At 48.8% G+C, this 16,390-nt stretch carries 11 protein-coding genes; all 11 read right to left on the bottom strand.

The features are described 5' to 3' along the window. Positions 1-110: 110 nt before the first annotated feature. The 11 genes from NC796_RS22035 to NC796_RS21985 all read right to left on the bottom strand — a co-directional run bounded on the left by NC796_RS22035 (position 111) and on the right by NC796_RS21985 (position 16,365). The gene (locus NC796_RS22035) at positions 111-578 is read right to left on the bottom strand and encodes a hypothetical protein (RefSeq protein WP_310687811.1); all 468 of its coding nucleotides are present in this window, start codon (positions 576-578) and stop codon (positions 111-113) included. A gap of 17 nt (positions 579-595) precedes the next feature. Then, positions 596-1,186 carry a Gfo/Idh/MocA family oxidoreductase gene (locus NC796_RS22030; protein ID WP_310687810.1) on the bottom strand — a complete coding sequence of 197 codons (591 nt, stop codon included), beginning with the start codon at positions 1,184-1,186 and terminating at the stop codon, positions 596-598. Positions 1,187-1,209: 23 nt separating this feature from the next. After that, on the bottom strand, positions 1,210-2,463 hold the full coding sequence (locus tag NC796_RS22025; RefSeq protein ID WP_310687807.1) for an enolase C-terminal domain-like protein: 1,254 nt from the start codon (positions 2,461-2,463) through the stop codon (positions 1,210-1,212). A 15-nt stretch (positions 2,464-2,478) separates the two neighbouring features. Further along, entirely contained in the window at positions 2,479-3,849 is a 1,371-nt protein-coding gene (locus NC796_RS22020; RefSeq protein ID WP_310687805.1) for an alpha-L-fucosidase, read from the bottom strand. Between the two features lie 39 nt (positions 3,850-3,888). Next, a complete protein-coding gene (locus NC796_RS22015; RefSeq protein WP_409070406.1) occupies positions 3,889-4,209 on the bottom strand; it encodes an L-rhamnose mutarotase in 321 nt (106 codons plus the stop codon). Positions 4,210-4,366: 157 nt separating this feature from the next. Beyond that, a complete protein-coding gene (locus NC796_RS22010) occupies positions 4,367-5,980 on the bottom strand; it encodes a sodium:solute symporter (protein WP_310687801.1) in 1,614 nt (537 codons plus the stop codon). A gap of 616 nt (positions 5,981-6,596) precedes the next feature. Beyond that, positions 6,597-10,313, bottom strand: coding sequence for an FG-GAP-like repeat-containing protein (locus tag NC796_RS22005; RefSeq protein ID WP_310687800.1), 3,717 nt, complete (start codon positions 10,311-10,313; stop codon positions 6,597-6,599). 156 nt (positions 10,314-10,469) lie between these two features. Further along, a complete protein-coding gene (gene fucP, locus NC796_RS22000) occupies positions 10,470-11,780 on the bottom strand; it encodes an L-fucose:H+ symporter permease (RefSeq protein WP_310687798.1) in 1,311 nt (436 codons plus the stop codon). A gap of 59 nt (positions 11,781-11,839) precedes the next feature. Continuing rightward, entirely contained in the window at positions 11,840-12,868 is a 1,029-nt protein-coding gene (locus tag NC796_RS21995) for a zinc-binding alcohol dehydrogenase family protein (protein ID WP_310687796.1), read from the bottom strand. Continuing rightward, on the bottom strand, positions 12,869-13,825 hold the full coding sequence (locus NC796_RS21990) for an aldo/keto reductase (RefSeq protein WP_310687793.1): 957 nt from the start codon (positions 13,823-13,825) through the stop codon (positions 12,869-12,871). It lies immediately after the preceding gene. Positions 13,826-13,887: 62 nt separating this feature from the next. Beyond that, complete coding sequence (locus NC796_RS21985) at positions 13,888-16,365, bottom strand: glycosyl hydrolase family 95 catalytic domain-containing protein (protein WP_310687791.1); 2,478 nt, start codon at positions 16,363-16,365, stop codon at positions 13,888-13,890. Positions 16,366-16,390: the final 25 nt, after the last annotated feature.

The following is a 16,390-nucleotide window of genomic DNA, read 5'->3' as shown; positions in this document are numbered from 1 at the left end:
CTGCGAGCTAGATTGATCAGCAAAGTAGCCTCTGTAACGCTATTACAGTACATCAATTGGCAAAACGATCAACCCATCAATCGTATTAAACATGCATTAGCTGTTTAAGATTAACCCCTAAACGCGTAATACTTAATAATTACTATATGATGGATTAATACCGCCTTTTCACTTGAAATGTAAGCCGCCTCCACTACCTCCATCGTATGAATCGCATCATTTACTGAATTTACATAATTATAGTCTGGGGTCTCAAGCTTCTGCATCAGTCCAGCCATTGGCCCAATGAACGCATCCGGGAACCAAGAGCCTTCCACCTCTTTTGTCTTCCACTCGTTCCCGGTCACAGAACAAATATATTCAAATTTGTCGGGACGTCCCTTGGGATAGTCCAGGTTAACTCCCACCTGTATCCTGATTGCTCCCTCAGTGCCTTCGAGCTTGATGTACGACTCTTGGTGCTTTGGTCCGAACTCATGGCCGTGATTCGTGTTTATTATCGCCCGCTTCAGCTCCCCGTAATCCATTATGATGCTGGATTTAGTATTTTCCAGCTCTTTCATTTTGGGGTGTTTCACCGTCTTTGCGTATATGCTTACCGGGTTCCCCCAAAAGTAACGTACCAAGTCAATATAATATAATGGATACTGTGGTATAGAATTTCGACTCTCGGCAACTCGTATAGAAATTCCCATAGGTGCCAGGGGGTATAGACACACATCTTTATGTCAATGTCATGAAGCTCTCCAATTTCTCCCCGATCAACCAGTTCAACTGCAGTCTGGATGTAGGGGGCGTGCCGCAGTTGAAAATTTATTCCTGCAGTCATTTCCTGCTGATGGCATGTTTGTAGAATCTTTCGAGCCTGGTCCAGGGTTTCTCCCATCGGTTTTTGAATCAACACTCCGGAACCGTCGGGAAGCCCAGACAACACCTCTAAAATAGCTTTGGCTGGAAGCGCCAAATCGAATACACAGTCATGCTTTTGCGCCACCTCTACAAATTCTGCCAATTCATTTGCCACAACGGGAATCTGAAACTGGTTTGCCACTCGTTCCGCTTTAGTTATATCCAGGTCAAAAATCACCTTTACTTCGAAGCCCGCTTTTCGGTACGCCGGCAAGTGCGCATCTTTTACAATCCCACCCGCGCCTGCAATGGCAATGGGTCTCCTTTTTTTCGGCATCGAAATCATAACACGTTAATTATTTACTTCATTATAGAGTCTTTAAAATCGGAACTTGCCCCCGGTTCCTCCGGTACCTGGTAGTATCCATCGGCAAGCTTAGCCGGGAACTTGAAGTAGTCTCTCAGATGTGGGATATGCTCCAGGAATAGTGGCTCATGTCCTACATACAGCTGGTTAAACAGTACCAGGTGCTGGTGAATTTGTCCCATATCCCCCACATGCGGCACCACCGGAATGCCAAACTTTTTAGACAGCAGGCTGATGGTAATAAACTCCGAAATACCCCCGACCCGTACCGCATCTACCTGGTTAAAGCTCATGGCCCCCGACTGCAGGAAGTTTTTAAACACCACCCGGTTTGGGATGTGCTCCCCCATCGCCAGCCGGAGAGGATGAACCTGCCGGGCCAATTCCCGGTGGGCCGAAATATCGTCCGGGTGGGTCGGCTCCTCAATCCAGTATGGATCGATCTCTTCCAGCTTTTGGCACACCTCGATCGCCTCCGGCAGGGACCAGCGCTGGTTGGCATCCACCATAATCTGGGCGTGCTCTCCCGCAGCGTCCCGCACAAGGTGGGCCCGCTGGATATCCCGCTCCTGCTCATCAGCACCCACTTTCAACTTAAGGGCGGTAAAGCCCTGCCCGATAGACTGCTTCACCTTCTGCTGGATCTGTGCATTGCTATAGTTGAACCACCCGATGGAGGTATCATACCCCCGGTACCCGGTTCGCACCACCTGTTCTATGTGCGACTTACTTCGCCTGTTTTTGTGCAGCAGCTCTATTACCTCACTGCGAGTGAGCACCTCTTCCAAGTACGAAAGATCCAGCGTGCCGGCTATGTCTTCCGGGGAGAGATCAAGCAATAATTTCCACAGCGGGACCCCGCGGGACTTGGCCCAAAGGTCAAAACAGGCATTGGTGACAGCGGCCAGGGCCAGGTGTACAATCCCCTTATGCGGACCAAGCCATCGCAGGTTCGGGGCATTTGACATTTCCCGGAAGACCGCCCCGAATCCGGCCATCAGCTGCTCTATTTCCCTGCCTTCAATAAACCGGGCCAGGTACCCGATTGCCTCGCATACCAGTTCGTTGCCTGCCCCCAGGGTAAACGCCAGCCCTGTTCCCTGTATTTGCCTGTTGGTCGTAAGCTTGCACACCGCGTATGAATACTGGGGCGTTTGGTTCACGGCATCGGATCCTTCTCCCTCTTTTAGATCAAACCTGATGTCACGGGTAAGACACTCTTTAATTATTACTGAATGGTTGGTCATATCCTCTTACTAGCTCTATCGTTCAATGGTACCCAGTTCTTGTGCCGGCCGGTTTAGCTCCAAGGCAACCACGGATGCCACGTCGTTTGGCAACCGTGAGGGCAGACTGATTTTCAGATTACCATGGGCCTGCCGCAAATTCAGTTTCTGGTCTGTACGTAAAAGGCGGGCATTGTTTACTTGTACACCTTCAGGCAGAGGAAGGGTAAGTTCAGAACCCGGATGCGCTAACAGATGTAGATATATCTTATTTCCTTTGCGCGTGCTCACCATGGTTTCGGTCGGCCTATAGGGGCCACCCCGGATCCGGTAGACACTTTCCCCGTGCCGCCTCAGCCAGTCCCCGACCTGGTGGAGTCGGCGGATTTGTCGTTGCTCGATGCGCCCGTCCATCATCGGGCCGACATTCAGCAGCAGGTTGCCATCGCCCCCTACGGTATTAAGCAGCAGATGTAGTAACTGTTTGGTCGATTTAAGCTTATCGTTGGGGCGCCATGCCCACTGCCGGCCAATGGTAATACAGGATTCCCACGGCGTTTCGGTATTATAATTACCGACTTCTTGCTCGGGAGTCCCAAAATCACCGGCATACTTCTCAGAAATCGTCATTCCCGCCATCCCCTGGCGCCCCTTGTCTACCCGGTTATTAATCAGGATATCGGGATTCAGTCCTTTTACATAGGCATACAACTCCATCCCCATTTGGTGGGTCCAGGGGGACTCCCATTCCCCGTCAAACCAGAGCACCGCCGGATCGTAATTTTCGATGATCTCCTTCAGCTGTCCCTTCATATACGGGATATAGTCAGCCATCGCTTCTTTTTTTTTGGCCTCACTGGCCGATTGGTAGGCTGGTTTCAGCGAACGCTGATTCACCGGGTAATCCGGATGGTGCCAATCAGCAATGGAATAATAGATCCCAAATTCAATACCCTGCTTCTCACATTCCTCTGAGAGGGCCTCCAGCACATCCTTCCCGTAGGGGGTGCTCATCATGTCATAGTCGGATCGTTTCGAATCCCACAGGGCAAACCCGTCGTGGTGTTTGGAGGTAATGATCAGGTACTTCATGCCGGCCTGTTTGGCCGTACGGACCCACTGCTTGGCATCAAACAGTACCGGGTTAAACTCCTGGTACAGCTGATCATAGTCCTCGATGGGCACTTGCTCTCCCCTGGACCAGCCGATTTCCGTGCCCCGCAGGGTAACCGGACCCCAGTGGATAAACATCCCAAAGCGCATATCCTGCCAATCTTCCAGCGATTCCAGGTTTGTTTGCAGGTTCGGATGGGCCTCCCCGCCCCCCGACAGCTGAGCGGCCAACTCAGTGCTTAAAAAACTGATAAGGATAACAACCAACAATATGACTTTGTGCATGTTCAACATAATGAATGAGTGTCGTTTAGGTTAATTGCGGCTTACCGGTTACTCGTGATGGAATACCTCTTCCATTGTTGTCCACCACTCCCCCTGCTTGCGGGAATCCAGCGGTATCTGGTAGGAATCGGTAAGCTTCCACCACTCCTGGGTGACCGAGTCCGCTGCCATTTTTTTCATGTCCCGCTGGTAGTTGTCCCCCACATACTCAAAATAGCTAAACAGGTAATATCTGCCTTCTATCTTCTGCAGGAAGATGGAGTAGTTCCGGATGTTACTCTCGTTCAGCTGCTCCAGTACCCCGGGCCAGGCATTCGCATGGAGCTGTTTGTACTGCTCAATTTTATCTGGCTTTAATCCAATCACCATGCCAAACCGTTGCGCTTCACTGGTCGTTGTTTGCAGCGTATCCTTGCCGGTACCCGTGGCTTCTTTATGCTGGTTATCCTCGGCCGAGCGGCTACAGGAAATGATAGACAAAACAAAGAAACATAATGTAAATCTGCATAAGAGCTTCATATTCATCTTACCTGAATGTTATGTAGAGAAGGATCATAATCACAATGAGCAGCAGCGAAAATTGCAGCGGTCTTGTTCCTCCTTCTTCCACCCGGCTGGTTAAAAAGGCTAAGGGGGATGAGAGGGTGTAATCCTCAATTTTATCGTAATCCGGCTCGGGTGTCACCAGGCTTGTGAGTACATAAATAACCGAACATGCCACAAAAAGCCACCAGGCCTGCATCATAAAGGAGATGCCCAGTCCCTCGGTGAGGAGTTTGGTATCGCCAACAATGGGGAAATCGATCAAAAAAGCAGTCACACCCAGTATAAATCCTCCCACAAACGTGGCAACTGCGGCGGGGTTGTTTCCTCTCTTCCAGAAGACGCCCCATACAAACACTGCGGTTATGGGTGGAGAGATTACGGTCAACAGCACATTTATCGCTTCAAATATACTGTCAAATTGGGCAATAATGGGGGACCAGAGGATGGCAACGATCATCACAACGACGGCCGTAATGCGTCCGACAAACACCTGCTTTTTGTCGGATACGCCCGGCTTTACACTTTTATAGATATCGATCGATACCAGCGTGCCCGCACTGTTCAGGGCCGCGGCGATGGTGCTCATCAGCGCGGCTAGCAGGGCCGCCGACATCAGCCCCACCATCCCGGGCGGCATTAGCTCCGTAATCAGAACCAGCAGGGTGTCATCGGCATCGGTAATTTGCCCGTTGAACAACACATAGCCCAACACGCCCGGCAGTACCATGATAAACACGGGAAGTATTTTAAGGAAGCCGGCAAAGAGGGGGCCTATTTTGGCATCGTGCATTGTTTTCGCCCCCAGCACGCGCTGCACGATGGTCTGATCCGCGCACCAATACCAAATTCCCAGGATCGGGTAGCCCAACAGGATGGCTTGCCAGGTGAGCCTGGAGGAATTAGCATCCGTAGGAATAATGCTCAACTGCTCCGGCTTCGCCGCCTTCACCAACCCATTCCAGGAGGTGATGCCGTGCTCGGGCAACGCCCAAATCCCCAGCACCGTCAACACGATGGAGCCAAAAATCAATATGACGGTTTGGATTGTTTCTGTTATCACAACCGACTGGAGTCCGCCAATAACAGTATAGAGTGCCGTGACAACAGAAATCAGGAGAATCGAAACATAGATATTAATCCCAAACAGATTCTCAAATACCACCGCTCCTGCATACAGGCTCACCCCGATATGAATAAACAGGGCACCTAAAATACCGAGCACGGCAAGACACATCCGGGCAAAGTGCCCGTATCGTTTTTCTAAGAATTCCGGGAGCGTGGCAATCTCGTTCTTAAAATAAAAGGGAGAGAAGACCAGCGCGAGCAGGATCAGCACAAAGGCAGCCATCCACTCGTAGTTACCCCAAACCAGTCCATCGTTATACCCTGAAGCCGCCAATCCAACCAAGTGTATGGTAGAAATATTCGAAGCAAATAAGGCCGCTCCAATGGCGGGCCAACGCAATGTATGACCGGCCAAAAAATACCCCTCGGCATTCATCTTTTTCTTCCGGACTATCCATAATCCCAACCCAACTATAGCAATTAGATAAGTAAATATTACAATAAGATCGATTACAGCAATATTACTCATCTTGTCACCATATCCTTAATTTTATTTTCGGTCCAGAGAATATATACCAACCATCGAATGGAAAAAATCCTGCTTTTAATCTTTAAGGAAGTCAACTTGCTGATTCCATAATTTTCATTTCAAATAAATTCCCATGAAATGATAAACTATTAATATATTTTAAGGTCTCTACCAGTTCATATTGTAAACATGATATTTATTTTGCATTCGAATTATTCAGTTCCCGTATTAGTACTATACGATTCTATAGGACTGGAAAATTGTTGCCAATCTTGCTGACTCTAAGCAATTACTTTTCAGGCTCCTCACTCACCTCTTTATAGGAGTTAAATAAGCGGATTCCGTGCTTTTTCAGTCTTTCTGTGCTTGGTGATAGGCATCTGCCTATTCAAGTCCACATAGTGAGGTAAAAGTGATATGTTAATAGTCCTTTGCCGCTTTCATATACGCCAGTACAACCTCTGGATGATATACTACCGCAGAAAATAGTCCAATAAATCTATCCTTATTTACTGCCTGGAAATAATTAAACTTATTGAGGAAAGAACTACTTCGAACTTGCCTTATCAGTTTCATTAATGATGAGATACAATTAATATTCTTTTAGGTCATTTAGCTAACGTGTACTTTTAAAAATTTGGTAACTACGGTTATCAGGTTTCAGTTGAATCTCTTGCGTTTCTCCATCATACCACTGAATGTGAATACTTTGGACTTCTCGGCTTTCGCCTATTCCCAGTACCTGCACTGCACCGTTTTGAGACCAGTAACCCGACCCTGCCTGAATTTCCCGCATAGGTCCGGTTGCACCCTCTTTATAGACCAACTGCACGGACGAACCGATGGCTGATCTATTTTCGCCAGCACCAACCAAATTAACGGAAATCCCACCTGAAGCAGTCTGATTTAAATAAAGCTTGGTAGTCGAATCATTTTGAGTTACGGCCAGGTCCACTTTCCCATCACTGTTAAAATCACTGACTGCGGCTCCTCGCTGCTCGCCATACACTTTAATTCCACTAACCTGACCAGGAACAGCTTTAAATTGTCCCGTGCCATTTCCCTCTAGCAGCTGGCCACGTCCGGCATCCAGCCTAGGTACATCCGGGGGCGTTCCAAAGAAGTTTTGGCTCAGGAAAAGATCTTCATTGCCGTCGTTATTGTAATCAAACACGGTAGCGCCAAATGCAGCCGAAAACTGCGTTTCATCAGGCAGGGAACGGGCTTCAAATCGGTCGCCGCGATTGATAAATAGCGTATGAGCCAACCTGTTTATGTTCCGCGATGGAAGGCTCTCAGGCTTGACCTGCAGGAGTCCACGCAGAGAGGTACGGCCATATTCTGAGTGGCTGGAAACCCCTCTCAGTAAAACTGATGATAGGGGCTGCAGAGCTTCAAGTTGCTGGCGGGGGACGTAGGCTCCTAGCTCTGATGAGTAGTACGATTCGATAATATCGGTACTACCGTCGCGATTAAAATCCCGGTAATACATGGTGAGGGGGAAATTCGCATTGAGCTGATAGGGTGAATTCAGGCCCCAGTTAGTAGCTACAATATCTGGCCGTCCGTCGTTGTTAAAGTCCCCAGTGCTGACCCCCTTCCACCACCCGCGGAGATACTGCAAACCGTATTCAGATGACACATCCCCAAAAGTCCCATTCTCATTTTCCAATAGTAGTAAGGAGTCCCACTCCCTGCTTAGCAAAAGATCAGGATCGCCGTCGCTGTCGAAATCAGAAAACACCGCGCCAGTAACCAGTCCAAAATCCTTCAATATTTGGGCATTGGTTTGATCCAGCTTAAAATTCCCATTTTCGTTGATAAACAACCTCGACGTTGCGCCTGCAGGATACTGTGCCGGCACAAAACGCCCACCCACAAAAAGGTCGATATCACCGTCACCATCATAGTCCGTAGCTGCAATCGGACCGGTTGTGGAAAACAAGCCGGGAATGCTGTCTCGTTTGGCTACAGCTCCATCGCGAAATCCGTAGTTCAAGACCGAGGGTGTCTTTTGATCCCTAGTTTCATAGTTCATATTCCCCAGCAGCAGGCTGGTTCCCCAAGTTGTGTTCCAGCCCAGCAAAGTAGTTTGGTCAGAGATTGTCTGGGCGGTTAGCCCATCCAATGATAGCGGAGAAAACTCCCCATTTCCGAGGTTTTCAAAAGCGCCAAGGCTTCCCCCTTTACCGGAAGGTATAAACAAGTCATCATCACCATCCTGATCGTAATCTATCCAAGAAATGCCAGGTCCAAGTCCACTCAGTTTAATGGGCAGTAGAGGCTGCACCTGCCTGTCATCGTGCCAATCCTCGTGGTGGTGGTGATGATCAATTTTCTCGGAAACATCAACAAATAATGGCCCTTGTTCATTACTTATTGGAGAGGATATTTCCGCATTTGTATTGTTGTTTGCTTCCGGCTGAGTCACTTCATAGATACGGTTCGCTTGAACACTGTCTATTTTTGTAACGGCGTCGTTTGGCCAGTTGATTTTGAGGATATGATTTGAATTATCCGGATCAGCCGCAAAAGCAAAGTGTGGGGCCGAGCTTGACAGATAATCTCCCCCGGAAGCGAGTTCCTTGGTTTGCTTTACGGGACCGCCCTCAAGGATGACCTCAGCACCTATAATTTGAGACTGCTTATCTTTACCTTTAAGCCGCACACCAATGCGCGGGGCGTTTGAAGTATTTTCAAAAATAACGACTTCAAAATTAAATCGGCTATTGACCACATCCAAGTCGCCATCGTTATCCAGATCGGCAGTAGCCAGCCCGTACGATACATCCTGCTCTGTGAAACCCCAGTCCTCACTTTTTTCGGTGAAGGTTAGGTCACGATTGTTGCGAAAAATTTTATTTCTGAGATTAAGGATGGGGGTTTCATCCAGATCAATGGCCCGCTTGCTGTGGTTTGACTCCATATAATAATCCATATCAATTGAGTCGTAGGCAAATCCAGTATTGATGATAATATCCTCATACCCATCCAGATCCACATCTAGGAACCGTGTAGCCCAAGACCATTCAGATGCTTCTACTCCACTGAAGTAACTGATTTCAGCGAAGGTATAATCACCCCGGTTCAAGTAGAGAGAGTTCCTCATATACTGCGGCTGATAGTTGATCTCGTTTATTTTCACGAGATGCTGCTCTTCGGAGGTTTGCTGGCTGGTACGACGGCTGTGCAGCTGGCTGAGCATCTCTGTTACGAACATATCCTGGTAGCCATCCCGGTTAATATCCGCTACATCTACCCCCATTGATGAGTAGCTGTAGTTACGCACCGCAAGGGGATCGATCTCCTTAAATCGGCCATCTCCTCGATTAATCCAGATACGGTCAGGATCAAAATAATCGTTGCAGACGTATAGATCCGGTCTACCGTCTCCGTTGATATCTTGGAACAGGGCTGTCAGGCTCCATTCTGCCTTGTGTATATAGGGCTGTCCATTATGATCGACAAACCTACCATCTTCGTTCGTAACATCCCGAAAAGTTCCATCGCCCTCATTCAGAAAAAGCTTGTTTTTCGTACCTAGTTCACCAAGCCTATTCGGTTGATTTTTCCGATATAGTATATCGTAGTATTGACCGAACGGTTCCTTTAATTTGTACTTGGTTTCATCACCGGTGGGCTGTTCAACCACGTTGCTGGATTTGAGTTGCTCAGGAGTAAAAATATCATACACTCGTTTCAGCTTATTGTTGGCCACGAACAGGTCCAGATCACCGTCGCTGTCAATATCGGCCATGGTCAGTGTGGAGCCGCCGTTGCCCTCCCCCAGTCCGCTGTTCTCTACGGGTATAAACTGACCCGTCCCATCATTCTTGTAGACTCCCAGTGGTCCTTCCATGGTGTTCACCAGCAGATCAGGATCGCCATCGCCATCAATATCAGTGAACAGTACGCCGGTGCTGTAATAGCCCTCGTGCGCTACGCCCGCTTGTTCCGTGATATCCTCAAACAGAAAATCGCCTTTATTTCGATACAGTTTATTAGGCCCGTTAAGTTGACCAAAATAGATATCGACCAAGCCATCGCCATCCACATCGGCAGTGGCAACGCCGGCCCCGTGCAGCAGCATCTGGTTTTCTGCGATCTCTTCCGGTGTTAGCGAAACCTCCATCGAGACGTTTGTATGCTGGGGATCCAGCTTCTCAAAACCGGTGCTCCCGAAATAGCCAAGTTCTACTTCGGCCCAGCTATAGAGGTCTTCCTGCCTCCATTCCAGCTCTTGGCTGGCCGGTTGACAACTAACTAAAAGAACCAAAGCCCATAAAAAGGGTAGCTTGTTTAAAATTGTATTTGCAGTTGGTCCCCAATTCATATTGCCTCTCATTTATAGAGGGTTTAGCGTAACCCTGTATTTTTAATTATCTAAATCTGAACTGGACCAGTTTACGTTAACAGTTAGTTCCCTGAATTTTACATCACCAAAAATGTCCAATTCTCTCATCCACAGTTTATTCCGACAATATATCTTTTATACAGATTCAGTTTCTGCAGTTGCTTTCTCAAGATTATATCTGCTGCTGAGGAACCCGTACCCGGCGATGAGAATAAAGCAGGCCAATGGCACCCAATAGGCGGTATGGATGCTGCCCGTAGTATCGGAAATCCACCCCATAAGGGCCGGCAGTGCGGCGCCACCACCTATGGCCATAATCAGTCCGGAACTGCCAATCTTGGTATCTTGCCCCAGCCCTTCGGAGGCAAGCCCGAAGATGGTGGGAAACATCAGCGACATGAAGCCTGAGATAGCGATGAGGGCGACTACCCCAAACATTCCGCTGCCTACAATAACCAATAAGGTAGAAATTACGCCGAGCATGGCCGAGCCCATTAGCAGGTTGGCCGGGCGGAAATATTTCATTAGCCAGGTATTAATAAACCGGAACAGGGTAAAAACGATGAGCGCAGCGATGTAGTAGTTGGAAGCAGTTGCTTCGACGACATCCAGTTCCTGCATAACGTAACGGATGGTAAATGACCACACACAGATCTGGGCCCCTACATAGAAGAACTGGGCGACTACACCTCCTACGTAATTCTTTCTTTTGACGAGCCGCTTAATCGTCGGCCACAGGTCAATGTTTGTGGATTCGGTGGAAGCTTTCGGCATTTTGCGAGCCGCTATCACGATCCAGAGAACCAGCAGTAATACTCCTATAGTGACATAAGGCCCCATCACTGCGCTAAGTTCCGCCTGCTGTATGGATTGAAGTTGATCGGCCGACATCTCTGCCCGTTCCTGGGCGCTGGCCCGGTCCAGATTGGAAAGAATAAAAAACTTGCTGATCACCACACCGGAAATCGAACCGATCGGATTAAACGACTGTGCCAGATTCAGCCGGCGGGTTCCTGTCTTGGGATCCCCCATCGCGATAATATAGGGATTGGCTGCCGTTTCGAGAATAGAAAGTCCACCAGCCAGTACAAATAATGATACCAGAAAAAAGCCATATTGCATGGCCCCGCTAGCCGGGTAAAACAGCAGTGCCCCAAGTACATACAAGCCGAGTCCCAATAAGACTCCTGATTTGTAGGTAAACCGTTTAATAAAGACGGCAGCAGGCAGAGCGAGGCAGAAATAAGAGCCGTAGAAGGCTACCTGAATCCACGAGGTCTGGAAATCACTTAGGCTCATGATTCGTTTGAAGGCGGCCAGTAACGTGTCAGTTAGGTTATTGGCCAAACCCCACATAAAGAAGAGACTGGTGATTAGCATAAAGGGAACAATCGGGGCCCGCAGTCCACCAGATTCATCGCTAAATATCTTCTTTATTTCTGACATACATTAGTTGTTTTGTAGTACTTTATTTATCGTATTGAATTTATTGGGGAACTTATCCGCTAAGTTACTTCTACCATCGCCTTGATAACACCGGCCTCCGGCTTCAGCCATCCGTCAAACTCATCGATCATATCGTCAAATTGGGCTCGATGGGTGATCCAAGGATCGGTATCAATCTTACCTTCTTCCACCAAACGTATAATCTGCTTGAAATCTTCTGCAAGAGCATTGCGGCTGGCCATAAGGGTCAGCTCTTTTTTGTGAAAGTCCGGATCGTGGAAGGTAAGATCTCCCTGAATAAGCCCGATGTAGACGAGCTTTCCACCATGGGCTACCAAGTCGAACGCGTTCTCCATCGACTGCTTGTTACCTGTGGCATCGAGTACCACCGAAGGCAGATCACCGCCAAACAGGGACTTCAGTTGATCTTTCGCATCTTCATCCAGCGGGTTGATGCCACCGGCCAGGTCGAATGACTCTTGGCAGAATTCCATTCGCCCTTTGTCTATTTCCATAATCGCTACTTCGGCGCCCGTTGCAAGGGCAAACTGCAATGCTCCCAGCCCTATCGGTCCGGCGCCGATCACCAGCACGCGGTCATCGGAAGTGATATCTGCCCGATTCACAGCATGGCAACCAATGCCCAACGGCTCTACCAATGCTAATTGATCATAAGACATCTTTTCAGAAACATGCAGGAACTTAGCCGGAAATTTAAAATACTCTCTCATTCCGCCATCTTCATGCACACCCAATACTGACATATGTTCGGCACAATTTGGCTTCCCACTTTTTACGGCCTGGTCTTCGGGATTATATCGGTAGGGCTCCACTGAACACCGGTCCCCGACTGATATATTGTCTACCCTTGATCCCGTTTCAACAACTTCAACTCCAAGCTCATGGCCCAGGATTCGGGGATAACTGAAAAAAGGTTGTTCACCAGCATATGCATGCAGATCTGTACCACAGATACCAATCCGATGCACTTTTAATAAAGCCTCGTCCGGTGCCAGAGTTGTATCGAGTTCTGTTTCTGTTTCATAAAAGTCACCTGGTTCTTCCAGGACAACAGTCTGAATGTTCATTTAATCAATTGATTTCAATAAAACCTCAGTTACTTCTTCAAACACCTGCTTATTTAACGGCCCTTCCTGCCAGTTATTAATGGACTTTTTAAGCTCCTCTAGATTTGTCGGTCCTAAAACCACACGGTCAGCCTCTTTTATGGAAAAAAGGTATCGTAAAGCCAATTCAGTAAGAGACATACCATTTTTTTGGGCAACCTCATTTACCATTATAGCATTATCTATATGATCTTGCCGTATCCACTCGGTATCGGGGGGATCATCAACAAACTCCTGGAAACGGGAACCAAGTAGCCCCATGTGTAGGGATGAAGCAGCATAAATTGCGAGTCCTTCGTCAATAAATGTGGGTATATCATGAGCAAATCCCTCAAGAGTACTGGCATCCATCTTCAGAAATGTCGAAACCACATCGAAGTAGTTGCTGTCTACATAATCCCAGAATTCCCCTTCGGGATTTCCACCGATGCCGAGCATACCTACAATGCCCTCCTGTTTAAATGATTCGAGTGTATTGAGAATAGAATCGATCTTTTTGAGCGGCACTAAGTGCGGTTCATGCAAAAATAAAAGGTCGATATAATCAACGCCTAAAAGATTTAAACTCTCCTCCATACTTTTTTTCATCCCCCCGGGAGAGTACTCCAGGTAAACCTCATCTGCCTTTTCTGCTGGTAAGCGCCCTATTTTAGTACTTATAAAAGGATGAATACCATCCCATTTGCGTAATGCTTTTCCAACATATGCTTGAGCATTATTGTAAGAAGGGGAGGTGTCAATTACATCTATGCCTTGTTCCAGGGCATATAAAAGGGCATCTATCGATTCCTGCTCATCGACTTCTCCCCATACTCCGCCAAGGCCCGATGTTCCCAATACTAAGCGACTACCACGATTAAACTTTCCATTTTTCCTAAAACCATTCTGAATAAAGGTAGGTTTACGTGCCAGATTCATTAAATTACTCGCCTTCAGATTATCAAATTTATTTGTAAAGAGAATACCCTTTAAAAGTTATTCTATTCAGCAGGAATCAGGTTGTACTTCTGGCCCTGCTCGGTCTCAAAAGAGATGAGATAACCGTGGTCGGTTTCCCTCGATACCTGGTTGGTGCCTTCCAGTTGAAGGGGGTGGCTCGTTCGTATCTCACACACCTTCCCATTGAGGGACTTCACTTCGAGGGTGGTGAGTTCTCTTTCAGTCCACGCCATATCGATCTCAAAGCCGCCGCGGGCACGCAGTCCCTGTACTTCGCCTTCACTCCACTGGTCCGGGATAGCCGGCAGCAGGTGAATGGCATCTAAATGACTCTGGATGAGCATCTCAGCAATCCCGGCTGTGCCTCCGAAGTTGCCATCAATCTGGAACGGAGGATGCGCACAAAACAGGTTCGGATAGGTACCCCCTTCTCCACTGTAATCGGTGTCGTTGCTACGCGTGAGCTGCAGCAGATCCCTCACCAGCTTATGGGCGTGGTTGCCCTCAAGCAGTCGGGCCCAAAAATTGATTTTCCACGCCAAGCTCCACCCGGTTCCTGCATCCCCGCGGATTTCCAGAGTCCGGCGGGCCGCATCGGCGAGTTCGGGTGTGGTCATTGGAGAAATACTGTGACCCGGATGCAGTGCATACAAGTGCGAAATATGCCGGTGATGAATATCGGTGGCTTCCCAGTCTCGGTACCACTCCTGCAGGTTCCCACGGTTTCCTATTTTATAGGGATAAAGTTGCTCTCGTGTTTTCTGCAAGTGCTCCCGGAAGCCCTCATCAATTCCAAGTTCCCTGCTGGCCTTAATCAGGTTGGTAAACAAATCGCGGATTATCGCCATATCCATCGTTGCAGCAGCAGAAACATTGGCCGATTTACCCTCCCCATATTCAAATGCGATCTCTGGAGAGGTCGAAGGCACAGTCACCAGATAGCCGTCCGGACCTTCAACGAGCAGATCGAGGCTGAACTCGGCCGCATTTTTGAGGATCGGATAGGCCGTGTTTCGTAAATACGCTTTATCCCCGGTAAACAGGTAATACTCCCACAGCTGCCGGGATAGCCAGTTACCGCCCATTGGCCAGTTGGCCCATTGCGGACTGCCCCGCCCCACATCGCCCACGGGGTTGGAGAGCGCCCAGATATCGGTATTGTGATGGGCCACCCAGCCGTCGGCATTGTAGAAATTTTGTGCGGTAGCTTGTCCTGTTTGGGATAAATTTTCAACCAGATTGAGCAGTGGCATATGCATCTCGGAAAGGTTGGCAACCTGGGCCGGCCAGTAGTTCATCTCCGTGTTAATGTTGATCGTGTAGTTGGAGCTCCACGGGGGACGCATGTGCGGGTTCCAGATACCCTGCAGGTTGGCCGGGGCGCCCGGGGTACGTGAACTGGATATCATCAGGTAGCGACCGAATTGAAAATAGAGCGCTTCCAGGGCAGTATCCTCGACTCCATCGGCATAGGATTCGAGGCGCTCATCGGTTGGCAGGCTCCGCTGGCTGGATGCCGTTTCATCTCCCAAAGAAATTGAAACGCGATTAAAGTAGCTGTGATAATCGCTGAGGTGCTCCCGCAACAGCTGGTCGAATGTTTTGTAAGATACGTTCTGCAGATGCTTTTTGGCGATCGCCGTCTCATCCCTGCCGTTTTTATCTGGGCAGGTGTCGTAACTGTTAAAACTGGTAGCCACCGAAAGGACGATTACAGCCTCCGTCGCATTTCTTATCTCAATCCCGTTGTCGGTCGTAGAAATGCTGCCATCCGTATCATGCCCTTTAAGTCGCAGATTGTACCGCATGCCATCACATTTATCGGGATCGCGGTAGATGATCGGCTGCTCGTTGTAATTTACGTAATTGGGGTCGACTTGCGCCGGGGCTTTGCCACTCAGGGTCCACTCATTTTCGCTGATTTTTTCGGTACTTTGGCTCAGCCGGCTTATAGCTGAAACAGTGGCATTAAGAGCGCCGGGCTCGCTGGCGTGCATCCGTACCACCATCACCTGGTCCGGCGCCGACACAAACACTTCGCGGCGATATTCCACGTCTCCGGACGTAAAACGGGTGGTGGTAGTGGCGTCAGAGATGTTGAGATCGCGGTAGTAGTTTGAAGGCGTGGTATCGGAGAGCGTGTGGTGAATAACTAGCTCCCCCAGCGGCATATAACTTTGGGAATAGACGCCCTGCATCAGTTTGGCCAGGCTGTCAGCTTTTTGATACTCACCACTGAATACCGCCTCCCGAATGGCCGGCATGTGGCTGGCTGCATCCGGGTTGACGTTCTGAGCTACCGGTCCGCCCGACCAGAACGTGGCCTCATTCAGCTGAATGCGCTCCTCCGCAGCCTTTCCCCAGACCATGCCTCCAATCCGCCCGTTGCCAACCGGCAGGGCTTCGGTCCAGGTTTCAGCAGGTTGATCATACCAGAGTTTCAGATCCTTCTGTGCAAGTGTATGCCCGGGCAGCATCAAGAGTACCAGAACTAACAGGGAAAATATTTTTTTCATCATCGACAATATTTTGTTGATTGTTGTT

This window comes from Aliifodinibius sp. S!AR15-10, assembly GCF_031569985.1.
Taxonomy (GTDB): domain Bacteria; phylum Bacteroidota; class Rhodothermia; order Balneolales; family Balneolaceae; genus JAMQKA01.
This window is presented reverse-complemented; position numbering and strand designations above follow the sequence as displayed.